At 58.0% G+C, this 24,189-nt stretch carries 27 protein-coding genes and 1 pseudogene; 5 read left to right on the top strand and 23 right to left on the bottom strand.

What is annotated here, in order from left to right:
- The 3 genes and pseudogenes from EJL02_RS14225 to EJL02_RS11385 form a co-directional block, all read left to right on the top strand.
- Window positions 1-197, top strand: a pseudogene (locus EJL02_RS14225) (site-specific integrase); the annotation flags it as partial.
- On the top strand, window positions 190-465 hold the full coding sequence (locus EJL02_RS11390; protein ID WP_125116510.1) for a helix-turn-helix domain-containing protein: 276 nt from the start codon (window positions 190-192) through the stop codon (window positions 463-465). The pseudogene EJL02_RS14225 and the gene EJL02_RS11390, both read left to right, overlap by 8 nt.
- On the top strand, window positions 446-1,630 hold the full coding sequence (locus tag EJL02_RS11385; protein ID WP_125116509.1) for a tyrosine-type recombinase/integrase: 1,185 nt from the start codon (window positions 446-448) through the stop codon (window positions 1,628-1,630). The genes EJL02_RS11390 and EJL02_RS11385 overlap by 20 nt, the downstream gene beginning before the upstream one ends.
- Before the next feature lie 527 nt (window positions 1,631-2,157).
- Here EJL02_RS11385 and EJL02_RS11380 read toward each other — a convergent pair.
- From EJL02_RS11380 to EJL02_RS11365, 4 genes are all read right to left on the bottom strand, one after another.
- Entirely contained in the window at window positions 2,158-3,324 is a 1,167-nt protein-coding gene (locus EJL02_RS11380; protein ID WP_125116508.1) for a helix-turn-helix domain-containing protein, read from the bottom strand.
- Between the two features lie 15 nt (window positions 3,325-3,339).
- Window positions 3,340-3,990 (bottom strand): hypothetical protein, encoded by a 651-nt coding sequence (locus EJL02_RS11375; protein ID WP_125116507.1) that lies wholly within the window; start codon window positions 3,988-3,990, stop codon window positions 3,340-3,342.
- Between the two features lie 222 nt (window positions 3,991-4,212).
- On the bottom strand, window positions 4,213-4,989 hold the full coding sequence (locus EJL02_RS14475) for an N-acetylmuramoyl-L-alanine amidase (protein WP_125116506.1): 777 nt from the start codon (window positions 4,987-4,989) through the stop codon (window positions 4,213-4,215).
- A complete protein-coding gene (locus tag EJL02_RS11365) occupies window positions 4,986-5,480 on the bottom strand; it encodes a phage holin family protein (protein ID WP_125116505.1) in 495 nt (164 codons plus the stop codon). The genes EJL02_RS14475 and EJL02_RS11365 overlap by 4 nt, the downstream gene beginning before the upstream one ends.
- A 113-nt stretch (window positions 5,481-5,593) precedes the next feature.
- Here EJL02_RS11365 and EJL02_RS11360 point away from each other — a divergent pair, with 113 nt between their 5' ends.
- The gene (locus EJL02_RS11360; protein ID WP_164510404.1) at window positions 5,594-6,544 is read left to right on the top strand and encodes a tyrosine-type recombinase/integrase; all 951 of its coding nucleotides are present in this window, start codon (window positions 5,594-5,596) and stop codon (window positions 6,542-6,544) included.
- Here EJL02_RS11360 and EJL02_RS11355 read toward each other — a convergent pair.
- Complete coding sequence (locus EJL02_RS11355) at window positions 6,534-6,968, bottom strand: putative ABC transporter permease (RefSeq protein WP_125116503.1); 435 nt, start codon at window positions 6,966-6,968, stop codon at window positions 6,534-6,536. The genes EJL02_RS11360 and EJL02_RS11355 overlap by 11 nt on opposite strands.
- Window positions 6,925-7,599, bottom strand: a complete 675-nt coding sequence (locus tag EJL02_RS11350) for a hypothetical protein (RefSeq protein ID WP_125116502.1) — start codon at window positions 7,597-7,599, stop codon at window positions 6,925-6,927. The genes EJL02_RS11355 and EJL02_RS11350 overlap by 44 nt, the downstream gene beginning before the upstream one ends.
- On the opposite strand from EJL02_RS11350, the gene EJL02_RS11345 reads away from it, so the two are divergent.
- Window positions 7,585-8,235 (top strand): hypothetical protein, encoded by a 651-nt coding sequence (locus EJL02_RS11345; protein ID WP_125116501.1) that lies wholly within the window; start codon window positions 7,585-7,587, stop codon window positions 8,233-8,235. The two genes, EJL02_RS11350 and EJL02_RS11345, sit on opposite strands and share 15 nt — an antisense overlap.
- Here the strand turns inward: EJL02_RS11345 and EJL02_RS11340 are convergent.
- The 17 genes from EJL02_RS11340 to EJL02_RS11265 form a co-directional block, all read right to left on the bottom strand.
- A complete protein-coding gene (locus tag EJL02_RS11340) occupies window positions 8,232-9,128 on the bottom strand; it encodes a hypothetical protein (RefSeq protein ID WP_125116500.1) in 897 nt (298 codons plus the stop codon). The genes EJL02_RS11345 and EJL02_RS11340 overlap by 4 nt on opposite strands.
- Window positions 9,129-9,140: 12 nt before the next feature.
- Entirely contained in the window at window positions 9,141-11,219 is a 2,079-nt protein-coding gene (locus EJL02_RS11335) for a hypothetical protein (RefSeq protein ID WP_125116499.1), read from the bottom strand.
- Window positions 11,216-11,599 carry a hypothetical protein gene (locus EJL02_RS11330; protein ID WP_125116498.1) on the bottom strand — a complete coding sequence of 128 codons (384 nt, stop codon included), beginning with the start codon at window positions 11,597-11,599 and terminating at the stop codon, window positions 11,216-11,218. The genes EJL02_RS11335 and EJL02_RS11330 overlap by 4 nt, the downstream gene beginning before the upstream one ends.
- Window positions 11,599-14,772: a phage tail protein gene (locus EJL02_RS11325; RefSeq protein ID WP_125116497.1), complete on the bottom strand. Its 3,174-nt coding sequence runs from the start codon at window positions 14,770-14,772 to the stop codon at window positions 11,599-11,601. Before EJL02_RS11325 ends, EJL02_RS11330 begins: the two co-directional genes overlap by 1 nt.
- A gap of 155 nt (window positions 14,773-14,927) precedes the next feature.
- Window positions 14,928-15,551 (bottom strand): Gp15 family bacteriophage protein, encoded by a 624-nt coding sequence (locus tag EJL02_RS11320; RefSeq protein WP_164510403.1) that lies wholly within the window; start codon window positions 15,549-15,551, stop codon window positions 14,928-14,930.
- Window positions 15,532-15,981 carry a DUF6673 family protein gene (locus tag EJL02_RS14220; protein ID WP_164510402.1) on the bottom strand — a complete coding sequence of 150 codons (450 nt, stop codon included), beginning with the start codon at window positions 15,979-15,981 and terminating at the stop codon, window positions 15,532-15,534. The genes EJL02_RS11320 and EJL02_RS14220 overlap by 20 nt, the downstream gene beginning before the upstream one ends.
- A gap of 15 nt (window positions 15,982-15,996) precedes the next feature.
- On the bottom strand, window positions 15,997-16,506 hold the full coding sequence (locus tag EJL02_RS11315) for a phage tail tube protein (RefSeq protein ID WP_125116495.1): 510 nt from the start codon (window positions 16,504-16,506) through the stop codon (window positions 15,997-15,999).
- Window positions 16,503-16,937 carry a chloramphenicol resistance protein gene (locus tag EJL02_RS11310; protein WP_125116494.1) on the bottom strand — a complete coding sequence of 145 codons (435 nt, stop codon included), beginning with the start codon at window positions 16,935-16,937 and terminating at the stop codon, window positions 16,503-16,505. The genes EJL02_RS11315 and EJL02_RS11310 overlap by 4 nt, the downstream gene beginning before the upstream one ends.
- Complete coding sequence (locus EJL02_RS11305; protein ID WP_125116493.1) at window positions 16,934-17,314, bottom strand: minor capsid protein; 381 nt, start codon at window positions 17,312-17,314, stop codon at window positions 16,934-16,936. The genes EJL02_RS11310 and EJL02_RS11305 overlap by 4 nt, the downstream gene beginning before the upstream one ends.
- Window positions 17,311-17,655: a DUF6751 family protein gene (locus EJL02_RS11300; RefSeq protein ID WP_125116492.1), complete on the bottom strand. Its 345-nt coding sequence runs from the start codon at window positions 17,653-17,655 to the stop codon at window positions 17,311-17,313. The genes EJL02_RS11305 and EJL02_RS11300 overlap by 4 nt, the downstream gene beginning before the upstream one ends.
- Entirely contained in the window at window positions 17,631-18,008 is a 378-nt protein-coding gene (locus tag EJL02_RS11295; RefSeq protein WP_125116491.1) for a hypothetical protein, read from the bottom strand. The genes EJL02_RS11300 and EJL02_RS11295 overlap by 25 nt, the downstream gene beginning before the upstream one ends.
- A 16-nt stretch (window positions 18,009-18,024) precedes the next feature.
- A complete protein-coding gene (locus tag EJL02_RS11290; protein ID WP_125116490.1) occupies window positions 18,025-19,200 on the bottom strand; it encodes a phage major capsid protein in 1,176 nt (391 codons plus the stop codon).
- A gap of 6 nt (window positions 19,201-19,206) precedes the next feature.
- On the bottom strand, window positions 19,207-19,719 hold the full coding sequence (locus tag EJL02_RS11285; RefSeq protein ID WP_125116489.1) for a phage scaffolding protein: 513 nt from the start codon (window positions 19,717-19,719) through the stop codon (window positions 19,207-19,209).
- A 125-nt stretch (window positions 19,720-19,844) separates the two neighbouring features.
- Window positions 19,845-21,029: a phage minor capsid protein gene (locus tag EJL02_RS11280; RefSeq protein WP_125116488.1), complete on the bottom strand. Its 1,185-nt coding sequence runs from the start codon at window positions 21,027-21,029 to the stop codon at window positions 19,845-19,847.
- Entirely contained in the window at window positions 21,029-22,390 is a 1,362-nt protein-coding gene (locus EJL02_RS11275; RefSeq protein ID WP_125116487.1) for a phage portal protein, read from the bottom strand. The genes EJL02_RS11280 and EJL02_RS11275 overlap by 1 nt, the downstream gene beginning before the upstream one ends.
- Window positions 22,378-23,694, bottom strand: a complete 1,317-nt coding sequence (locus EJL02_RS11270) for a PBSX family phage terminase large subunit (protein WP_125116486.1) — start codon at window positions 23,692-23,694, stop codon at window positions 22,378-22,380. Before EJL02_RS11270 ends, EJL02_RS11275 begins: the two co-directional genes overlap by 13 nt.
- A complete protein-coding gene (locus EJL02_RS11265) occupies window positions 23,678-24,187 on the bottom strand; it encodes a terminase small subunit (RefSeq protein WP_243114466.1) in 510 nt (169 codons plus the stop codon). Before EJL02_RS11265 ends, EJL02_RS11270 begins: the two co-directional genes overlap by 17 nt.
- Window positions 24,188-24,189 lie beyond the last annotated feature (2 nt).

Below are 24,189 nucleotides of genomic sequence, written 5' to 3'. Positions count from 1 at the left end.
CCGACCGACACCGTCCGCTGACCTGCCACGGCCTGCGCCATACATACGCGGTCGAGCAATATCTGACCTGCCGCAAGCAAGGGCTGGACGAGCACGCCGCCTGTCGGCAGGTATCCCGCCTGCTGGGACATGAGCGCGAGGATGTGACGCGCATCTATCTCGCGTCCCTGCGAGAAGGAGATGAGCGATATGTCTAAACACTTCTTGCTGGATGATATTGACTGTCCGGATTTGATGACCGTTTCTGACTTGCAGCACATACTCCATATTGGACGTAACACCGCATATCATTTACTTTCCAGCGGCCAAATTCAACATCTGCGCGTTGGTCGTTCGATTCGTATTCCCCGCTGCTACTTGCTTGCGTATTTACAAACCACTTGTTACAATAAGGATACCGTAACACAGCAAGCAGTCGGGAAAGGAGGCAAGGAGGCTAAATCAAATGACTGCTACGATTTATGAAAAATCCGGACACTATTATATTTTGGTGCAATGGAACGAGCATGGCAAACGCTTTCGCAAAAACTGCGCCACAGGTCTTGCTGCCACTGCCAAAAATGAACGAAAAGCAGAAAAACTCCGCCAGCAAACGCTGGCGGAGTGGGAGCAAAAAATCTGTCCAAACTACTCCGATATTTTGTTTTCCGACTATCTCCGGCTTTGGCTCGAAGAAATTGAACCTACGGTATCGCCTTCTACCTTTTATGAATACCGTCTTCAAGTCAACAACCGGATTTGTCCTTGGTTCGATGAGCGCTCCATCAAGCTGGTTGATTTGACTGCACAGGACATAGAAGCGTTTTACCGCAAAAAACTTTTTGAAGAACAGGTGAAAGCTGTAACAATCCATCGGTATCACAGCAATATTCATAAAGCGCTGCGGCGCGCTGTACAGACCGGACGGCTCCGGCAAAATCCTGCCGACAACGTTTTGATGCCGCAAAAGCAGAAATACATTGGCGCTTATTACACAGTCGAGGAACTTCGCTATCTACTCGAGCATGTACGCGGCGAATCCATCGAAGTCCCGGTCACATTAGCGGTTTGGTTGGGATTTCGTCGCGGTGAGGCAATCGGCCTGCGCTGGAGCGACGTTGACTTTGCACGCGGCACGATCTGTGTGCAGGGTTCTATCTCCACACGCTGCGGCCGCAAAACCAAAAGCGCTGATGCCATTTACTACAAAGCGCCGAAAACACCCTCCAGCTATCGTGTACTTGCTCTGCCGCGCGAACTAGCAACCTATTTGCACGATTTACACCGACGGCAGCAAAAGCAGCGGCTGTTGTTAGGCAGCGCCTACCATACGGAATGGAGTGATTATGTCTGCGTCGATTCGGTCGGGCAGCTGATCAAACCTGATTTGGTAACACGGAACTTTCCCCTGCTGCTTGAGCGCATCGGGCTTCGCCACATTCGTTTTCACGATTTGCGCCACTCCTGTGCGACTCTGCTGCTGGAAGAAGGCGCATCGCTCAAAGAAGTACAGGACTGGCTCGGGCACAAGAATTTTACCCTGACTGCCGACACCTATGCACATGTCACCGTACGCGCCCGATCGAAGCTGGCAGCCACCTTATCAAATGCGATCGTCCCAAAGCCGTCTCGCGCTTCCGGAGAGAAATGACAGAAAAATGACAGAAATCTCCCATTTCTTACCTGCACCATTTTCAGCAAAACCTACAAGAAGTTGAAAAAACCGACCTTTTCAAAAGAAAAGGTCGGTTTAGATTCTGGTGGGAGGTGGTGGATTCGAACCACCGAAGTCATAGACGACAGATTTACAGTGTGGGATAAGGCCGCAGGAAGTCTAAGAAAATAGGCGGTTGCGCCAAAAATGACCCAAAATTAAAATTTATTGAGCAATAACAATCGGGTTTTCCTGCATGTAACCTGTCTTACCATAAGCGCATTTTCCCCAACTAAATATGCTTTTTATTGCTTTATTTTGTTTCTTATACTACCCAAAAAGCAACAAGAATATCGCCAGATTACACACAGGCGGTTGAAACCTGATGTCAATGATCTAAACGATACTCTTGTGTTTCATATAAAGCTTTTTTAACCTAACTATTCTCAATGGTACTATGATTACACAAAAAAACATGCTGTTTCTCAACCAAAAAATATCTGGATGCTAAATTATAGAAGTAATTAAATAGTTCCAAAGTTTAAGTGAATAACATTATCCATTTTTTGATTCGTTTGATCAAAAAAGCCTTTCGGCAAAGAACAAATTTCTTCTACATCTTTTGGAGATAAACAAAACCTATCTACAAATGCATTTTTAGTGTAAATTCCTGCTTCAATCAATTTCCTTACAGCAATTCCAAGCATTTGCGGTATCTCAGCTGGAATTTCATCATCCAACGGTTCCACTTTTCTCATATGCTGCGCTGACATTTGCTTTCGCAAGTATAATACTTGGTTTTCTGTAAACAATCCTAAATCACTACATCTATATATGATAGCAGCAATAGAAACTTTCCATCGTTGTTTCAACGTGATCAAATGTCTAAGCGACACTGACATTACTTCGCGTCTAAAGCTTTCTTGTGGCAACAAAAAGCATGACGCAAACCGATCTGCCTGTTTTTCCACTGAATTAAAAAGTTCTTTGTTGGATAATAATTCTTCTTCTGAAATATCTTGGTGTAGAACCAAGTGCCCTAGTTCATGCGCTAGACTGAAGCGAGTTCTACATGTTGACCTTTTATCTCGCACAGAAAAAACAAACGGACGACCATCGATTCGCTGAGAGCAGGCATCTGCTTTTTCCTGTTCTGTATCAGCACCAGAAATTACAAATCCTTTGGTTTCTAATAAAAGAGTTAGATTAGGAATTGGTCCTAGTCCCAATCCCCAATCTTTTCTTAATTGCATAGCAATTTCTTCTATGCATTCATTTGTTATTCCTTTTTCAATCAAATTATCATAATTGGGAATGACTTCTTGTGGCATTGTTAGGTATTTATTGCACTCTTGGAAGACCATAAACGCCCACTTATTCCTTACCCTAATCATATCCCTATTTTTTGCATCGGCAGTCTTTCGACTACGAAAGAAGACAGTCCCTAACTTTTTATACTCATAGTCCTCCATTGTAAAAAAAGAAACCGGTAGATTTAAATATCGTGATAAATCAGCGATCGTTTGACTTTTGGGAGAAAGGTCTCCATTTTCGTATCGTGAAACAGCTTGTCTTGTTACCCCCAAAAGCTTGGCTAGCTCTTGAGCAGAATATCCGCGCGCCTGCCGAGCCTCACGTATTCTTGCTCCCAGCAAACTTACGTCCACATTCCCAAGGCCTATGCGTTTCATTTTTCTCACCTTAATTTAAGCATTTTTAATTGTAGCAATTGCAGTCTCCAACTCAATCTTAAGCGCCGCTTCGGCATCCTTAAGCGAGGAGTCTTCTATAATCAAACCATCATTATCACATGTTGTCAAGTCTAAAAACGCGTTCCATCCATTGCATTCCGCCGTCGGATAGCCAATGCCAATAAAATCCGGCTCCTGCCACAATTCATTTCGCATTGTACCGTGTGTTAAAATGAGATAATGATTTATAACATCATCATCATTTTCTTGAAACTCGTTAAAAATAATCTGATTATTTGATGCCAATGCATTACGATACTTAGCTTCTCTCGGATACGCATACTTGCTATGAACTTGGCTAATCGTCATGACACAGTCTTGTGAAAGTATCTCGACATGCTGATAATTATGTGCACGATTGGGAGCCAATCGATAACTAAGGCCACAATTTGTGGTCTCAATTAACCTTTTAAGCTGAAACTCAACAGCAATATTTCTGAAATATCCCAGAAATTCACGTCCGACTGTCCAGTTGAGTATCTCATTCCCGTCAACCAACTGATCAGCGCAAGAATATGCCAGATTGATACCTGCGCTCATCTGTCTCATCACATCCATCGGGAACGCATTGGTGATTATTTTTTCATGGTTCACAATCTGAAGCATCAAGTAGTCCTCCGGTTAAAATAATTTGATGTAACCATATTACCATTTTTAATTGAATTTGTAAACCTATTCTACCAAATTATTTTTATTTAGAAATATAAAGGGGTCGCTTTACATAATATAAGCGCCGAAACTAACTACAAAGCCATCGAAAACAACGCCAAACGCCAAAAAGCCCGAAGCACAACGCCCCGGGCTTTCCCGTGTCCAAATTGAACACCACTATTCCATTGCCTTTGCCAGCTTGGTCACCAACTCATCGCCGTATTCATACCTGCGCAGATAGTTAATCGTCTTTTCCTCCAAACCGCACTTCTCCTGCAGCGTGTCGATCGCGTCCTGCACTGCTTCATCACCGTCCGGCACGAACGTGCGGCACTGCGGCGCGGTGATCGCGGGCAGCTGGCGTGCGGCGTCGAACACCACCGAATATCCCGCCTGTGAAAGCGACCGCAGCTTGACAAAGTTGTTGCCGCCCTTTTCAATGCACTCGCAGGCATATTCCTTGCCGTCAACCAAAACGTTTTTCGTCTCGATCACTTCGTCGTCCTCCTTCTCTTCGTTCATGTAGTTCTGCGCCTCCGACCACGGGAAGTTCTTGCCCGGGCAGTCGGTACTGTTGACATCTTTGTGTCGGAGCAGCGTCAACTTGCCGTACCGCCCCATGATATCCCGCAGCAGCGCCTTGAGGCTCGCCAACTGCGCCGCCGGCATGGTCTCGGTCATGTACGCGCCCTCGCAGCAGATGCCGATCGAGCGGTCGTTGTGGCCGACCGCATGCGCGCCGAGCGCCCACTCCGGGCGGCCTCGGTACACACTGCCGTCCTTGCGGATGTAATAGTGGTAGCCGATGCCCGTCCAGCCATTATCCAGATGCCAGTCGTTGATATCCCACACGGTCGCGCTAGACGCTTCCGCGTGGTGCAGGATGACCTCGTCGGTCTTACTGCGGCGCGTGAAATTGCCGTTTCGCGGCAGATTGCATTCGATGATTTTCATTCGTCCTTGTCCTCCTCCGTCTGTTCCGGCAGCACCTTGTCCCCTGCCGCATCGACCACGCTGTGCGCTGCGTTCAGTCCGCGCACGAAGATCTCCGGCACGTCGTAACCCAGCACCACCAGATTTTCCACGATGCTTGTCAGCTCATTGAGGATGTACACGCCCAGCGTAAACCAGCCGAGCAGCCGCAGGAAAGAAAGCGGCGCGCCGATCGTCTCACCAAAGTCCACCAGCACCTCGGACACGGCGAACGACAACGCGATCACAACCCAATAGCTGACCTTTTTGCAGATGCCGTTTGCCCCTTTGGCACTCGACAGCGTGTCCGTCCGCTTGGCCTTCAGCATACCATAGATGAAATCGACGACGTTGAGCGCCAGAAACAGCACGAACACCTGCCAGTGCGCGCCGAACGCCCAGCTGAGCACCGCGACCACCGCCGCACCGATGAGGTTTGCCTTGTCCGCAAACGCGGTGAATAACTGATCCATTGTAAGTTCTCCTTTCTATTTTGGCGCCCGGCATGGGCGCTTTTTTACGTCTTTCGGTCAACCCTGTTCAAAGCTTGCGCAGTCTGGTATGCTGGCGAAAAGGAGGTATTGCCATGAACCTGCAACCCGTTTCCGCCCTGTTTGCCGAGCTGTGCGCCATAACCGGCGCGGACAACGCCCTGCGCCGCCGGCTCTGGGTCTGTCTGGACAAATACGAGATCACGCCCCGCGCTGCCCACCTGTCTTTTTCCGCCAGCTGCCGCCAGTTTCTTGACGCTAAGCGCGTGGACGGCCTGTCCGCCCGCACGCTCAAAAACTACGCCGACGTGCTGCGCCTGTTCGGCGGGTACACCCGCCAGAAAGCGCCTGCCCGCGTCACGACCGCGGATATGCGCGGCTTTCTGTCCTATTTGCAGGCCGAGCGCGGCTTGCAGCCCAATAGCGCCGCTACCTATCTCAACAGCCTGCGGTCGTTCTTCTCGTGGCTGGTGCGCGAGGAGCAGATCCCGCGCAACCCCTGCGACAAGATCCGCTCGGCCAAGCCCGACCGTCTGCGCACCCGGCAGCCCCTGTGCGCGGACAGCGTCGAGCGTGCCCGGCAGGCCTGCACCTCGCTGCGCGAGCAGCTGCTGCTGGAGCTGCTGCTATCCACCGGCTGCCGCCTGTCCGAGCTGGCCCACCTGCCGCCGCAAGCGGTCAATCTACAGGCGCGGTCGCTGACCGTGATCGGCAAGGGCAACAAGACCCGCTTTGTCTACTTCTCCACGCGCGCCAAACTGCTGATCGTCGAATACCTGCAGCGCCACCCGCACGCAACCCGCCTGCTGCCCGGCCCGCGCCAGATCGAGAAAACCACGCGCGCGATCGGCTGCCGCGCTGGGCTGGAGCGCCGTCTGGTGCCCCACCAGCTGCGGCACACTTTCGCCACACACGCACTCGAAGCCGGCATGAACATCACGATCATCCAGCAGCTGCTCGGCCACACCAGTCTGGACACCACGCAGATCTACGCGCATGTGTCGCAGGCGGCCGTGCAGCGCGCCTACACGCAGATTATCGCTTAGTGGCACCCCATCGATAAACCAACTTCGCCAACCGATGCAGTGCGTTCTCGAGCCACACGGCCAGCGCCGACAGAAAAAACCACGCGACCGCAAACGGCAGGCACACCTGCCCCCAAAGATTGAGCGGCACGTCGGAATAGTCCCACACATTCCAGCCAAGCCACCGGTTGACGATCAGTCCGGTGATCAGCTCGAGCGCGGTCACAAGCGCCGCGCCCTCCAGCATTTGCAGCCAGAGCGGCGGGTGGTCCTGCCACTCGTCGAGCAAGCCGATCAGGACGAAACACACCCCGCCCAAGATCCCCATTGACCAGTGCGTGTGTCCGCGCCAAAGGATCTCGATACCCATGTACACCAGCCCGCCGATCACGGCGAGCACGCTATGCAGCAGCACCGACGCTGCCGTAGTCGATCTCGATTGCATCCAACTCCTCCTTGCTCTGCGCCATGTAGATGGCTTCCTTGACCGCCTCTTGATACCTAAGATATGGATAAACATACGCTGCAATAGCCAGCGACAATGCCGTAAAATCCTCAACGCTAAACGTGTAGCAGCGCTTTTTCTGCGTGTGCCACTCCAGCACGGCGGGCTGATTGGCCGATACGGCCAGCTGATACTGCATGTAGTTGAGTGCCATTTCATCCTGATCCTCTTTTGTGGTGCCATAGACGTTGCCGTCTGTCCACGTCAGAGGATGAGCGGCGAGCCAGTCCGCGAGGGCCTTTTTATTGGCCGCCTGCTTGGCTTCACGCAGCGTGTCCAGATCGACCACGGGCGCGGGGTGCTCAGCCTCCCATGCGGACAGCTCCTCGGCGGTTGCGCCCTCGACCCATGTTTCCGCGTCCTCATCCCAACAGGGACAAACAAAGCCGGGACTGCCCGCGTGAACTTTGATGATGGGCGGCAGCACGTCGAGCAGGCGTTCGCCCTCGGCGAGCTTGTAGCCCTGCACGGTTTCAGTGGTTTCACCGTCCTCGTCCTGCTCCAGCAGCACAAGAACAAAGGTTTTATATGCGCCGTCCGCACCGACGACGCAGCAGTGTTTGTAGTTCATTTCTTTTTCACTTCCTTTGGTTCGTCTTTGTCAAATAAGGTCATGCAAATAGGTAGTGTCACGCAGAGCCAAGTAGATAAATTAACATATGATCGTACTATGGTAGCTTCATTTCAGCCTCATATTACCGGCTTGCCCAAATCCGGATACGGAATAATAACGCTATATTCGTATGAGGATTTCACTAAACAGAATGGTGCACAAGAGGTGTTTTACACCGATGGGGAGCGTTATTGGCGTAAAGCTGTCAATGATTCGGTATCCCCGTGGTATCGAGTCGCTACCGGTACACCACCGCAGGAATATAATCTACCACTGGTAGATGGAATCTCAGGGACAGCAAAATACTCCAAAGACCAGTTTGGAATTGTCAGAGTTTATATGGCGGCGGTGAAGGATTCGGGAACAATCACAAACAATGAGATTTTAGGGACACTTCCGGAGGGTTTTCGTCCGAAAACAAGCTTTGCGGTAGTTGGCTATGGAAATAGCAATCCTAACTCTATATCGGATCGTCATCCCGTCAATATGTATATTTCATCCAATGGAGACATAACTGCATCTTTCCTTTCTGAAACCGATGCGATGAAGATCGCATCATTATATGGAACAACAGAATTTCTGTCCGAGAGTTAACCAATTGCCAAATATGGTTCAAACGATCCGACGATAAATGTTGCAACTGACGATCCAATTCCCCAATACACCTGTACCGCTCCGGATGGCTGTATTACCAGTCGGCACGCAAACCACGAGGAGCCAGAAACATAACCTGTTGCGTCCGTATCAATGGCTTTCATAGGCCGAAATCCTTCCGGGAGCGTCGCAATTGTTGCACCATTTTGTATAGCGTTAGTTACTGATACAGAGACTCGCACCGAAACTTCATTGAATTGGTTTTTATGATAAACGCTTGTTGCGTAATTAGTGATATCAGCCGCCAGCGGTAGTTCATATTCTTGTGGCGGTGTGGCGGTGGCAAGTTTTATCCAATCTCCAACCGACTGACCGAATGAAAAAAACGTGCGAAAAAAAGGTGCCCGTCCGTTATAGTCAAATACAATTTGTGTTCCCCACACGCCATTTTCCCACCCGGGAATCGTAATGCCAACACCTGACGAACCGCCATACGGATCATCTGGGCATGTGTTGTTAAACCCAAAAAGTGATGCTGTAATCTGCGTTGCAATCGCTATATTGTCCAATGGCGGACCTATATAAGAAACCTTATTTGACAAAGACGCCCTTACGTCCGCCAGCTCCGAGACGACGGTCGTCGCCGTCCAGTGCGCCGCGTTCCACGCCTCACCGCTCTCGATGGGTGTATTGCATTTATACAAGTTTCCGTCATTCGTGCAATAGTCTCCTATTACATATGTTCCGGACGGGTTATAAGCTACGGCCGCCGCAACGGCCAGCAAACTTAACATTGCTCTATCAACAGAATCGTCGATTTCCTGTGCGGTATGGTCGAACTCGGTCACCTCGGTAACCACGCCATTCACAACTATTTCAGTCTGATGTGCCACAAAGACACCTCCTCAGTAATAAATCAGCAGAATACCGTCCGCGCCGTCGCCGCCCTCGCCGCCTTGGCCGGGTGTACCGGATGCGCCGGGCGATGACTCACTGCTACTTTGGCCATGTGTGCCGCCGCCTTCACCGCCGCCACCGCCGCCGTGACCACCATAGCCGCCCTGTCCACGGATCGTCCCGTTGGGCGCCTTGACCGGTGTTGCACCAGCACCGCCGTCACCGCCATTTGCAAAGTAATTCGTTCCGGAAAAGCGGCCGTTTTTGCCGTTTTCACCATTTGCACCGACTGCCGGGCCACCGCCATAGCCACCATAAGCGTCATAGCTTCCGTGATCATCGCTTTCACCCCGCTCGCCGGGCACATAGGTGGCGCCGTTCCACACGACGTTCGTGCCTTCGCCGCTGGACGACTGCCCATGGCCGCCTGCAACGCCCTGTCCACCCGGAACGGCGTACGCCACGCCATTGAGCGCGTCGATGTAACCGTCCTCGCTCGGAAAACCGTCTGCGGATGAATAGCTGCCAAAGGTGGTCGCACCACCCTCTTGTGCCGCGGTGCTTTGGGTTGCACCAATGCCGCCCGTGCCGATCAAAACCGCAAACTGCTGTCCGGGCTGCGCTGCCAAGGTGACGACAAACACGCGTCCGCCTTCGCCCGCCTCACCGGGTTCGCCGCCTGCGGTCGCAGGGTTGATGTTGTCCCAGCTCGATGTGCCCGTCTCGCCCGGATTGCCCAGATAGCCGCCGTGCCCGCCGCCAATCAGCACCGCCCGGATCTTACCCTTACATGCAGCCGGCACCGTGACCGTCTGGCTGCTTGTGATAATCAGCACATGCTCATAGTAGTTGCCGCCCGACGTGGGTGTGTAATTCGCTGCAACCGTACAGGACGCTTTGAGGATACCAGAAACGACAATGTCCATGTCTCGGATATAGCCGTCCTCCGCGTCGCCGAATGGGTCTGTCAGCGCAACATGGTCGCCCGGCGCTTCGCTGTGCATAACAATGTCGCTTGAGATCAAGCGCGCATTCGCGTAATATCCCATCAGGCGATCCGCGACCAGCTCAGAGTTGAGCGAATTGACCAGATAAGCCTCTTTCGCACTCAGTACATTGGGCGTTCCACCAGTCTGTCGGCGGCTGACAATGCGCGTCGTGTGCGTGTAGGCGCTGCCGGTCAGCACGCAGGACGGAGACTGCCCCAATACTGCGTAGTTGACGCCGGATTCCAAAATCGTACCGTTTTCCGCGTGCAGGTCGTGGTACGGTGCGGAAAACGTCACCAGCGCGCCGAATACCGTCCTGCCGCCCGGCGTCGTGATCGTGTCCGCTGCCACTTCACCGTCATACAGGGTTTCGACGCTATCCGACGGCAGCACCAGATAGCTATGTTCGGTCACGTCCACGCCGGTCACGGGCGTGTCCAGATCCACGCTGCCGCCCTCATAGATGTCGTCGTCCGCGATTTGAGACGCAGCTGCCGCCGCGGGGTACACGATACGGATCTCCCCCGCCGTGTCCTTTTGCAGCACCGCGCCGATCGCGAACAGCACTGCGCGCAGGTTGTCACGCCGCACGCCGACCGGCAGCCAGCCAAACAACAGGGTCGCGGCCACATCGGACGCAATCGTATACGGCACGATGCCGCCGATGATGTCCGCGATCACCGCGCCCGCAGTCTCTCCGGCGTACAGGCCGCCGTAGTGGTCGCTATCGAGCAGCAGCCCGACACCGGACACGCAGCTGACCGTGTAAAACACGCTGCCGTCACGCACTGCATTCTTAAAGAAGAACTTGCCGAGCAGTGTGTCGCCGTGGTAGGCATAGACCGGCGCGCCGTAGGCATAGGCCGCAATGCTGTGCCTATCGCCTTTGGCGATCAGCAGCCCGCTGCCCGCAGTTACCAGCATGCCCTCCGCCGCAAGCAGACGGGTCTGCGCACTCTGATCGACGACGTTCGCTGTCAGCGTATCCACGCCCAGCTCATCCGCAACCAGACTGTCGCTGACATAAAGCTGCGCGTCGAGCAGTTTGTCGTTTTCGGTGGAAAACTCCCGTTTTCCGAATAACAGTCTGTTGTTCATACCGGCACCCTGTTCGGCTTTCGCGCCTGAAATGTGATCGTGAGTTCTTCCCAGTGGTTGTAATCCGGCTCGCACAGAATGAGGTCGTCCGAACCTTCCAAAATCTCCGCTTCAAACTGGTAGGTGGTCTGCCCATACGGGAACACCACTACATGGCTTGCCACCGGCTCGCACAGCACCTCATACAGGCTGTCGTATTCGTCCGGCGTGAGCAGTGATGCGTCAATCGTCAGCTCATAGGCAAAATAGGTGCCGGTGATGTCGCGAATGGTCTTGCCCGACTGCGCCGTGCCGCTGTTCTTGCCGTCCCGGATCGCAAAGCTGCGCCGCAGGCTGGAAACCAGCACGCCGTCATATGTTACCCCGTCGATTGAAAACATCAGGTCACCAGCCCCTTTCCGGAAATCATGGATTTGCCGCGCCGGCGGCTCTCCTCCTCCACCAGCGTGAAGATACCGCGCCCGTCCGGCACGACGCGCATCGTACTGGTCGTGTTGCGGTTGATGGTCTGCACAGTGTGCTGGGTGCGCACGCCAAAGCCGCCCGGCTGATCGGTCAGGCTGCGCATGCGTGCCGAGGTCTGCGCCATGGACGCCGCAAAAGCGTTTTTCAGCTTGGCCATCACCGCCGGATAGGCCTTGTCAAACCCGATGCCCACACCCTGCGCGAGCGGTGCACCGACCAAACTGGCCGTCTTGCGAGACGGGCTGTGGATTTCCGCTTCGTCCCGCATAGCGTCCATCGCGCCGGTGATCACGGTGCGTGCCGCCGAAAACAGCACGCCCGCCTGTGACAGCATGCCGTCCATCAGTCCCTGTATGCTTTGCACGCCGATGTCGGCCATTTCCTCCCGGACGCCCTCGAGTTCCTCCGGGATCTTGTCCACGAACTCGCGCCCCAGCGTGTCGATCTCGCTCTGGTAGAACTGCGCGGCCACCTGCTGCGCGGCCTGCTGCTTCTGTTCCCACAGCGCCATATACTCGGCATAGCGGTCGTCGGTCATCGCGAGCAGCTTGTCGGTATAGGCCAGCGCGTCGTCTACGTCCATCGACGTGATCTCGCCCAGCAGACTGTCCGAAATGCCGCGTGCCTTGAGCTGCTCAAGCGCGTCGCCGTACCGGGTGATCGCGTCGATGTCCGCTTCCAAGTCGCCCAGTTCGATCCACTCGCGCGAACCGTCCTTGACCGTCTGGAACAGGTCGCCGTAATCCGCGAGCTTGTCCGACATACTCTGTTGCGACTTCTGAATCTCGCCCAGCGCGTCCTCATACTGCTTTTTGAACTCGCTCAGCGTGTCCAGCTGCGCCTGCAGCTTTTCCTGCTCCGCGTCGCGCTGCGCTTGCAGCTGTTTTTCGTTCCAGTCCGCCTCGAGCTGCGCGATCTCGCTCTCGAGCTTCTGCCGCTCGGCTGTCTCCGCCTTGGCAAGCTCGGCATACTTCTCTTTGATCGTACGCTCGTGGTCAGCAAGCTCCTCTGCTGCACGACGGTCACGCTCCGCCTGTTCCATCGCGGCGATCTGTTCCTGCAAGTCCTGTTCTTCGGCAAGCAGCTTGTCGCTCAGCCAGTCGGCCACATCAAGCACCTGCTGCTCGCCCTTGGTCATACCCAGCGCCATACCGCGCATGATCATCAGACCGACTTGATCGCGGAACACGCGCGACGGCGAATGAATGCCCAAAGCGCTCTTGGCCTTGCTGATCGCGGACGAAACCACGCTGCCGATCGCGCTGACCACGCCGGAAGCGCCCGCCTTGATGCCGTTGACCAAACCCTGAATGATCTGCTTGCCGAGATTCAGCAGCTGGCTTGGAAGCGACTTGACGCCATTTACGATCGCCTTGGCGATGCCGGACATCGCGCTGCCCACCGAGCCGAGCAGCGATTTGATGCCGTTAATCAGGCCCTGTATCCCTTGCTTGCCGAGGTTCAGCAGCGTGGACGGCAGGTTGCGCAGTGCATTATTGATCGCACTCAGTACATTTCCGGCCGCGCCCTGCACCGTACCGACCATTGCCAAAATACCGTTTTTGAGCGCGGTAATGATTGTTTTGCCGAGATCGAGCCAGTTGAACGCCAGAAAGACCGACACGATCGCCTCTATGATCTGCGGGATATTGGCGACCAGCGTCGGGATCGCTTGTATGAGCCCCACTGCCAGCTGACCGATCAGGCTAAGCGCGGTCTGGGCCAGCTTGGGCGCGTTGTCGTTGATGATACCCGCGATGTTGGTGACGATCTCGGGCACACTTTCAATCAGCGCCGGCAGGCTCTGAATGATGCCGCTGCCGATTGCCTGCACAATGGCGAGCGCGCCGTCCACCAGCTGCCCGACGCCCGACCGCAGCCCACCGCTGATCTCGGTCAGCATGGACAGCGCCGCCGGAATCAGGGTCGGCAGATTCGCGGCGATCCCCGATGCAATATTCTGTAAAATCGCCAGCGCAGCAGATAGCAGCTGCGGCGCCGCCGTCAGCAGTGCCATGCCGATGGCCTGCACAATCTGCCCCGCCGCCGTCACGATCTGCGGCAGGTTGGTTTGCAGATAGCTTAAAAAGCCGGTGACCAGTGCCGTCGCAGAGGACAGCAGCAGCGGCAGGTTTTGCACCAGCGCGCCGCCGAACGCGGTCAGCATCGAGCCTGCCGCCTGCGCAAGGCCGGGCAGCACATCGCTCAGCAGCGCCGGGACCGCCTGCGCGATTTTGGGCGCAAGCGCGGCGATCAGATCGCCGATGCCGGAAAAAATCACCTGCAACCGTGGCAGGATATTATCCGCCGCAGTCTCGACACTCGCAACAAAGCCGTCCACCAGCCCGCCGAGGTCGGCATTATCATCTGCAATGCCGGTCAACAGGTTTTTCCACGCGCTGACCATCGCCGCGACGCTGCCCTCGATGGTGGTCGAAGCCTCAAGCGCGGTCGTGCCGGTGATGCCCATTTCGGTCTGCACCGCATGGATCGCGGTGATGATATCCGAGAACTTGCCCGGGTCAAGCGCCTGTCCGGTCAGCTTTTCCGCATCCTCGACCAGCCGCTCCAGCTCGGCCTTGGTGCCGCCGTAGCCCAGCTTGAGGTTGTCGAGCATCTCGTAGTTGCCGCGCGCAAGACTCTGGTAGGTCTCGACGATGCTCTCCATGCTCGTGCCCATCTTGTTGGCGTTGTCCGCCATATCGACGACCGCCTGATTGGCCAGCTGCGCGGCCGCCTGCGTATCCCCGCCGAGGTTTTGCAGCAACGACGCGGAAAACGCCGTGATGGACGACATGTATTCATTGGCGGAAAGGCCAGCGGTCTTGTAGGCGTTCGCCGCATACTGCTGCACCGCTGCGCTGCTCTCTTTGAACAGCGTGTCCACGCCGCCGACCAGCTGCTCATAACTCGCGTAGCTGTCGAGCGCTGCCTTGCCAAGCGCCACAACGCCCGCGGTCGCCGCGGCAGCCCCTGCCGCCAGTCCCTTGACCGCGCCGCTCGCTGCGCTTTTCAGCCCCTTGAGCGTTTTCTCAAATCCGCTGTCGTCGCCGTCAATCTGAATGATAACCGAACCGTCCGCTGCCAATGGTCGCACCTCCTTCGTGCGCAAACCATCGGCAGCTCAGGCTCTACTTGGTTTTTTCCTCGATTTTGATTTCAAATACTCTCTTGCAGTTCCGCCCCTTGCAGCGGATAAAAACGCCCCTGCATACCGCCTTTTCCGCGTATGTCAGGGGCATTTCATACCCGCAGTACGGGCATTTTACCTTGTGCGGCATGTTGTGCCTCCTCAAACCGACGCTGCACGCGCGCCTTCATGGCCGCGTCGCGCTCGGCCGCCGTCATTTTGCGCCGCTCGGGTTGACGCAGTGCGTACAGGCGGCGCATCTTGCGATAGTGCCGCCGCTGCTCCTTGGGCAGTTTGTCAAGGTCCGCCACACGATAATGCACCCGCTGCATGAACGGCGTCTCGGGCGGCAGACCGAACAGCAGCCGCCGGAACTTCCACCAGTGCAGGCTGTCGCGTTCGAGGTCGATGCCGTACGCCTGTTGGAACGATGCCAGCAGCGCGTCCGCGTCCTGCGTAAAATCATACCAGCGCGCCGAGCTACCGCTCGGCGTCTCGTCGTCCTGCCCGGCTTCATCCGTGTGCGCGTAGAACCAGATCATGCGGTCGGCCGCTGCCTCCACGTCCTGTGGCACGCCGTCCGGATAAAAAGCGCGCAATAGCCCGTCCACGTCCGGGGAATCGGTCAGCATCTCGGTCTCGATCGCAACACCGATCCGGAAATCCGGATCAATACGCACCCGCGCGCCGCCGACCTCGACCGTGTCCGGCAGCTGCTCAAACGGGTTCGGCCGCATCGGTCTGCGTGCGTGCCTTTTCCGATGCCGCATGGCGCGCCGCAGCACGGCGCTGCGCCCGTTCGGCCGCGCGTCTCTGCTCACGGTTGCCCGATGCGTTGGACGTGGACGGCACGGCAAAGGCCGTGCGCTGCTTTTGCAGTACATCCTGCGTAAACGCGCGGTATGCCTGCGAAAGGTCGCGGATGTTTACCTTGCCGCCGAACACCTTGCGCGACGTTCCCTCACCGATCACGGTGTCGAAAAAGTCCATGATGTTGTCCGCCTGCTCGCGCAGCACGGCGATGTAATCGCTGTCTGCGGCCCGCTGCGGGTCCAAGCCGCGCACCGCCGCCTCGATGCGGCGCACCTCGCTGTCGAACAATTCCATGTTGGACAGTTCAAAGGTGTCGTACTCAACTTCCTGCCCGTTGATGATGTAGGTTTCCATCGAAATCCCTCCGTTTTAAGTGCCGGAATCGTCGGCATAGGTGTATTCGGTCGGCGCGGAGTTATTGCACATGATGTCGATATCGACCTCGGCGGCCGCGCCTGCGTCGCCCGAACCGTCCGAATTGACGATGATCGCCGCCTGTCCCTGCTCGCCCTTGCCGGTCAGCATGGAGAAGTAGACATAGGGCTTGACGATGGTCTGCCCCTTGCCGAACTTGATCGCGTGGCCGCAGGCGAAATCCTGAAATTCGTCGCCTTCAAAGCGGTCGCCCGTGATGTTGAACGTGCGCTGCGTGGCGGTCTTATTGGTCGACTTGCCGGTGCGCAGATAGGTCTTGTCCTCGGTCTCCGGGTTGAGCTGCGCATCAACCGCGGTCACACCGGTCTGCACCACGACATAGTCCGCGATCTTGCCGGTGGACTCGGCCGCGATGTCCATGGCAAGGACAAAGTCGTCGGTATTGGTGATGCCGGCGTAGTCCGCATTGGGCGTGACGCCGCTCATCAGCTCGGAAAGCTTCATGTTCTCGTTCCCCTTTCGAAATAGGTCAGTTTGAGTTGGATCTGGTAGCGCGCCCGGCCGTCGTCCGAGACCTGAAACGGGTAGCCACTGGTCGTCACCTCGACCGCGCGCGCCATGCGGCCGTCCGCCAGCTGCGGCAGGTGCTTGGGCCTGCGGTTCTGCGCGCGCACCCAGTCGGAAAACGCCTCATACCATTCGAGGTTATCCGTGTTCTGAGCAATCTGGTCACCGTAGAACACGCGCGAGGCGAGCACGAAATCAAGCTGCCGAATCGAAGAGCCGTCCAGATAGCGTGTGACGACCTCCGGCCCCGGTACACTATCGACCGAATAGGTCTGCGCTTCCTCCGGCAGGTAATCCACGCCCATGCGCCCCTCGGCGAGCGGCGGATAGGTGCGCAGCCATGCGCGCACCGCTTCGATGTTGGTCATTTGGGTTTCCCTCCTACATAATTTGCGACTGATTGCGTCAAATCGTCCCGCCGGTCGGCCAGCATGCGTTTGTCCCACGCCGCCCCGCGCATTGGCGCGCCGTGGTAGGTCAAGGGCTTGCCGGTGTAGTGTTTGGGCGCGCGCCCGGCCATCACCTCACCGACATACTGGTAATGCGCGTAAGGATGGGAATAGGTGATCGTGCGGCCGTTGCCCGCGATCTGTTTGGTGTTTTTGAGCGTGCCCTGCTGCATTGGAACGTAGGGGTCGGACAGGCGCGCGACCTCGTTTGCGAGGAACACCCTCGCCCGATCGCTGTCCCCCAGTCCGCGTGCCCGCAGAATAGCAGCCGGACGGATATCAGTCTTAACCTTCATGCGCCGCTCACCGCCCAGTGCTGCAAACGGCCGCGCCGGTTGTCTCCGACCGCCGAGATCAAAAAGTACTCCCGCGCCGCGAAATCCGCGGGCGCGCGCGTGATCTGCGTCACCGTCCCGCGTACCAGATAGTCGCCCGTGCACGGCGTCACACCCGGCGGCATGCTGTCCGCCGGGATGCGCACCTTGTAGGTATTCTGAACGCGCGCGCCGTCCGCAGACGGGACGGTCACCGCCTTGCCATACCAGCTGGCGCCGGTGACCTGCGTGCAGGCATAGGTTTCGCCGTCATCCCCGCGCACCGCATGCACCAGCGTCACGGTCTCATTGCAAAGCAGCACGGCGGCCCTCCTCCCTGATACAGCAGGCCGGTCATGGCCAGATAGTGGGAAACCGCGCCGTACCGGCGCTGCTCGGGCGTTTTACCGCTGACGACATAGGTCTCGCTGTACCCGTCGTTCGTGGCGCTGGCGACCTCGCCGCCCTGCTCCTGCCCGAAATCCACCTCGGCCACCGCGCATACCGCCATCCGGCAGGCATCCCGCAGCGGCTCGGGCAGTCCGTCCGACGCCCGCCCAAAGGTGACCGCCTGCACATAGGCGGCAGCGTTGCGGCTGTACTGCGGCCACGCCTCTGCGGGGATCGGGCCACCGCCATATTCATCGGTATAGAACGCATAGTCCACTTTCAGCATGCGGCAGCCCTCCTTATTACGCCTCGGCCAGCTCGACCGCCACCGGCACTGCGGCGCCCGCCACGGTCACGGTCTGCGTCGCCGGGCGGTATCCGGTCTTGCTGATGCGCGCGCTGTAGCTGCCCGCGCGCAGGTTGAATACGGCAACGCCGCTCTCGTTGGTCTTCAGGCGCGCGCCGTCCACACTTACCGTCGCGTCCGCGACCGCCGTTTCCTCCGCATCCTTTACGGTGAAGGTCACGGCCTGCGTAGTCACGGGCGTTGCCGGCTCAAGATATGCAAACGGCACATAGGTGCGGTTCGGGTCGAGCCGCGTCGCCGGATTGGGCAGCGCCCAGCCCATGCGGAACGTGACGCGCAGCGCGATCATGTCCTGCTGAGCGAGGTTGTAGACGATGTCCTTGGTGCTCGGGTCCTGAATAACGCCCTGATCGAGGATCTTGACCGTGATATCCTGCCGGATCGAGTAGACCGCCTGCGACCAGTCGCCCACAATCAGCTGCGCGACCGAGGTGTCAAATGCGCCGTTCTGCGGGAAGTACATGGGCGCGCCGTCCAGCGCGTACTGCGTTGCGCCCTGCATGTCGGTCTTGAAAATGGGCAGACCATCCGTGGTCTTGATACCGCGCAGCTTGCCGCGCATCGCCATGGAGGCCGCTGCGCCGGTCACCATGCGGCCGCCCAGCTCTACCTTGGAGATCACACCGTTTTCGCCGAGCAGCGCGTCGTACAGGTCGCTGCCGGGCGCGACGTTGTTGCCCGCCTGCCGCGCCGCGGTGATGATATCCGCGCGCCAGCCCGCCGGGCGGTTGATGCCGAAGATCGCCGCCTGATCGACGCACACGCCGATCGCTTCCTGCACGCGCGGCGTGACCTCGCCCATGATGTCAAAAGACGCATCGTCCACGACTGCCTCCGGGATCGGCACGATGACCGCCAGCTCTTCGGCGGTCAGATAGACATTGTCCCACGCCTGCTGGCTCGTGCCCTTGAAGCCGTTGTCGCCGCTGACCCAGTAGGCCATCGGCAGCATATCGAGCACCGGCATGCGGGTCACCTTGCTGGTCATGTTGGGCAAGCGGCGCGCCAGCTGCATAAAGGCAGAGTTCTTGGGCGTGTCCTGCTGAATGGTGCTGACCAGCTGCTCCTGAATCAGCGCCTCCGCCTGCTGTCGGGAAATCATATTGGGCATTGTTTGTTACTCCTTTCCGAATGCGGCTCTGAGCGCCGCGTTTGCCTGTGCGTTTTTGTCTGCGCCGGGGTCGCCGCCACGCTCGTGGCTCAAGCCCGTGCTGGTCTGCGCCTGCTGGAACAGGAAAGCCGTGTCCTCGCCCTTTTTGAGCGCCTCGAGCTGCGTGTCCAGTCCGGTCAGTTCACCGCCCTCGCCTAGCGTCAGCTTGGACACGTCGATCAGGCCGGACAGTGCCTTGGGGTTGCGCGCGCCCGAAGCCGCCAGCCCCTTTTCCAGCGCGAAGTCGAACCGCTTGGCGCGCAGATCCTTTTCCGCATCCTCCGCCTTGCGTTTCCAGTCCGGGTCAAAGCCCTCGAGCTGGCGATTGGCCTCGCCCAGCTGGGTTTTCAGGCCGTCGCGTTCCACCTCGAGCGCGCCGATCGTGCGCATGTGCTTGCCGATGTCCGCGCTGTGCTTGTCGAGGATCTTGTCGACCGTCTCCTTTTCCAGCCCCAGCTCCTCCAAAAACTTTCTGTCCATTGGTTTCTCCTTTCTCCGCTTCGCTTTGGTCTCGAGGGTCGCGTCCCCTGCGGCGCCGTAGTTTTTCGACGTCGGCACGGTCAAAATGGTATAAAAAAGCGCCCTGCCCTGCGGCAAAGCGCGTTTTATCGTTTTTTGTTCCGGTCCTTTGCATGCTCTGCAAGGTCGCGCCGCACTGCTGCGGCCTGCTTTTTGCCAAAGCCCGCGATCTGCTCGCGGCCGCTCTGGCGCTTAAGGCCGGTTTGCAGCAGGAAATCACGCTGCCGCGCCTGCCACTGCGCGATCTTGGCGCTACTCTCGTAAGTATCCAGCCCCGCCGCCTGCATGGCGCTGTATTCCCGCTTCCATCGGCGGATCTGGCGCTCAATGTACCGCTGCTGCTGACTGGCCTCGTACTCGGTCAGCCTCTTGCCGTTGTAGCGGATCGTCTTGTCTTCCATCGCGGCAAGCTGCTTGCCGGTATAAGCACGCGGGCTGCCCTCGAAATACGGGAAAAACGAGTGCCGGCAGTTCCAGCCGCCCAGCCCCGCACCCGTGCCGTAGCCCGTCGCCTTGGCAAAGTCCGGGTATTTCTTCGACTGACCCGACCGGCTATACACCCGCCCCTGCCACGCCGCGTGTTCCGGCCGCGCGCCCGCGTGCGCCGTGACCTCGACAAGGTCGCTGCCCATCTGGTCGGCCAGCGTCCACTGGGCTTTGAGACAGGTCTGGTTGACGCCGGTCACCACCGCACGGCGCACCGCCGCTTCGACCGTGGCCGTCGCGCCTGACTCGTAGCGCACCGCGTCGAGGCCGTGCTCCGCCAACGCCTTGACCGCCCGGCGCACTGCGGTATCCGTGTCGAACGCGCCTGTGGAGATTTGCAGCCACGCGCGGTCAAGCGCATCGCCGAACTGACCTGCGCCCGCAGCCGCCGTTGTGCGTGTCAGGTTGCGGAACAGGCCGTCGGTCTGCCGCAGCCCCGCGTTGCACACGGTCTGCAACTCTGCGGAAGCGTCCAGCGTCGGCGGCGTGAGACCGGCTTCCAGATAGTACGCCCGGTCGCTGTCGAGCGCCTGCGTCGCGGCCTCAAGAAACAGCTGCCGCAGCTCGCCCTCGCGTTTGCCGGTCAACGCGGACAGGCGCGCATAGATGTATTCCGCGGACGCGCCCATCTGCTCGAGCCGCTTTTTCTGGTGCTCGGCCGACGGCACCCAGTAGTCGTATGCTTGCAGCCGGCGTGCCATGTCTGCGAGGATATCCGCCTCGGCCTGTGCGTACAGCTCGACCATGCGGTCGGGCATGCCGTCGAGATAGTCCGGCCGCAGCATTAGGCGCCGCCGAACAGGTTCAGCCCGTCGTCCGCCTGCACGGCGGCACGGGCGGTCTGCTCGTCCTCCCCGAAAAACTGCACACGGTATTCCCACTTCTGTCGCACGCCGTCGCGGATCTCTTGCAGAAAGCGCTGCTTTTCCGCGCCGACGTCCTCAATGATCGAGTCGTCGAAGTTGACCGCGATGTCCGCATCGGTCGGCAGTCCCTCAAGCGTCTCGACCGCCCGAACAACGCCGACCAACGCGTCGCGCAGCAGGATCTCATGCTTTTTCAGGTTCTGGTACAGGTCGGATTTCTCGCTGACGACCTCGGTCGCGGTCTTGACCTGCCCGTCCTGAAAGTTATAGCGGTCTTTGCCCAGCCCGCATTTGTAGGACAGCAGGTTGAGCGCGGTCTGCAAGCCCGCTTCATGTGCCTCGAAGCGCAGCGCCATGTTGTGCTCGGTGATCTTATTTTCCCCGTTCTGGGTCTCTGGTACGGCGAAAAACTCGGTGTCGTTGTCGTCGAACACCGGCCGCACGTCGCCCGCATCCTCCATCTCCATGCGCGCCATGGAGAGCGGCACGGTAATGCGCTTTTTGCCTAGCCGGAACTCATTAACATAGCTGTCAAGCACCAGATCGACCTCCTTGAGCTGGTCGATCGCGTTGGCATAAACCGAAATGCCCATCGGGTTGTCCAGATCGAGGTTGTTGACCAGATTGGGCTTGATGATCTGGAACAGCGGCACCTCGCTGTGCGTATCAAAAGTCGCCAGCACGCCCTTCGGCAGGTCGGTCTCGCCGCCCAGTGTGCCGCCGCTGACGGTGAACATGTGATTTTCGATCACATACCGGCCGCCCTCGTCCAGCCGGTGGATATTCAGATAGAGCAGCTGCCGCTTGGCCTCCGTACGGCGAGACGCGAACGCGCACTCGCGAATCGTGCCGTTCTGCCATGTCAGCGGATAGACCATGCTGCCGCGCACATAGTCGATGCGTGTCTTGCCCTGCTCGCGATACTCCACAAAGGCGCCCGTGCCGAGCGCGAACGCCTTTTCGACCAGCTGATTTGCGCGGGTGCGGAACCGGTTGTCCTCGAGCACGCGCCAGACCGCGGCGTTCACCTGCTCGTCCGCAATCACGATGTCCAGCTTTTCGTTCAGCGCAAGGTTCGCCCAGTCCTCGGCCACGCTTTTCGCCATGCCGAGCGTTGCCCGCTCGCGCGTGATGCGGCCGCGGCCGTTATACTGCCGGTAAGTATGGAACGCGGGCACCTTGCCGCGGTACCAGTCCAGCCAAACCGCGATCCGGCCGTACCAGTTCTCGTCGATGCAATCATATCCCTGCTTGCGCAGGTACGGTATCACGCCCTGCATGCCGTTTCCCTCCCCAAATACAAAATGTCGTCCTGTATGCGCTCGGTCGTGTACTCCGTGCTGTCCAGACTGTCGATGTCGGTCGTGCCGTCGTCCAAACGGATATCACGCACCGGCTCGTCCGGGTCGTACACCGCCTGCGCAAACGCTCGAATATGCGCGGTACAGTGCCGCAGCATGCGGAACCTGTCCTGCGCGATCAGACTGTTGTAGAACGCGATGCGGTCGTTGATCGGCCGCTTGAGCGCGTTTTTGATCTCGACGCCCAGCCGCGCCCGCACCGCCGCGACCGTCAGCCCCTCGATCAGCGTCTGCTCGGCGCTGTCACAGCGCGCCTCATACACGCGCCAGCGCGCCTTTGCCCGGCGCACGAAATCGACAAAGGCGGCCTCCACCTGTGCCGGGGAGAGCCGCCCTTGCTTTGTGTTGTTGTGATAATATTCGTCCAGCACCACGACCTGCCGGAAGCCGCGGGTAAAGCCGGTGAGCGTAAAGCTGTGCGCGGATTTACTGCCGCCGAAGTCCACGCCAATCACCGCGTATTGGATATCCTCGGGCGCCTCGTCCAGCAGAAAGCGCTCGGTCTCGTCCGCAAACTGCGGATAAACCAGACCGTCGGTCGCCGCCCACAAGCCCTCAATGAACCGCTTGTAGAACACGCCGGTGAACATACGCTCGTATTTCTCCCGCGTCGCCTGCGACAGCGTGAGGTTGTCCGCCATCGTGAAATGCAGGTGGCAGATATGTTTTTCGCGCGCCCGATCGATCAGCTCGGTCTTAATGAAATGCCCCGGGCTTTCCGGGTTGCAGTTGAGAAACACCTTGGCGCCGTCCACCGAGCAGCGGCCGAGCATCTGCTCGATGAAGTTGCGCGGAAAAAGCGCGGCTTCGTCCGCGAGCGCCCCGGCGGCCGTCAGACCTTGCAGCTTGTCCTGCGAGCTTTCGTTGTGCGCGTCGTACAGGTAGTAGGTGTTCGTGCCAATCTCGATGCGCTGCTCGCCGCTGCGCACATAGTGATACGGGATGCCCCATGCGGCAAGGATCTGCTGCATCGGGCCGATCACGTTCTTTTTCAGCGCGCCGACCGTCTTGCCCGCCAGAATAAAGTTCTGCCCGGAAAACCGTTCCATCGACCAGATGAGGAACGAACAGATGCAGGCGATCGTTTTGCCCGAACGGATCGAGCCATCCGCAAGCAGAATATCGCAGTCCCGGTACGGACTGCCCTCGCGCCACCAGTAGAGCAGCCGCTTTTGCTGCGCCGAAAACGGCTGAAAGGCAAAGGCGCTATGCGGTGCCGCCATGGTCCTGCTCCTGTGCAAACAGCGCGGCGACCTCGTCCGGAGGGGTGCGCAGCGCCCGGACAAAGGACACGATCGCGCCCGCCGCCGCGCCGCTACCGTCGTCGTCAAACAACCGGTACCGCTTGCCCAGCAGCTCGGCCGCTTTGAGACGGTCCTTGACCGCGGTGTTCTTGTCGGCCAGCTCCTGACAGCCGTCGCCGCACAGCAGCGGCACCTGCTCGGTCATTTCGCCGCGCAAGATCGCGGTCAGCGTTTCGAGCACCTCGGTCGCGTCCGCCGTGCGAGCCGATTTGATCTCCTGCAGGCGGCGGTCGATCTGCTTTTTGATTTCAGGTTTTTTAAGGTTTTCCGAGCCGATCGCGTGCGCAGTTTTGCGGCTGTAACCCGCCCGGATCGCCGCTTGGGTCTCGTTGAGGTCGATGAGATACTCATCGATGAAGCGGCTCTGCTTCTGGGTCAGCTTTGCGATGGCGCTCACCGTCCTTTCGAGCAAAA

The sequence above is a fragment of the Agathobaculum sp. Marseille-P7918 genome (genome assembly GCF_900625105.1).
Lineage (GTDB): Bacteria > Bacillota > Clostridia > Oscillospirales > Butyricicoccaceae > Agathobaculum.
The sequence above is the reverse complement of the archived record's forward strand: the minus strand, read 5'-3'. Positions and strand labels throughout refer to the sequence as shown.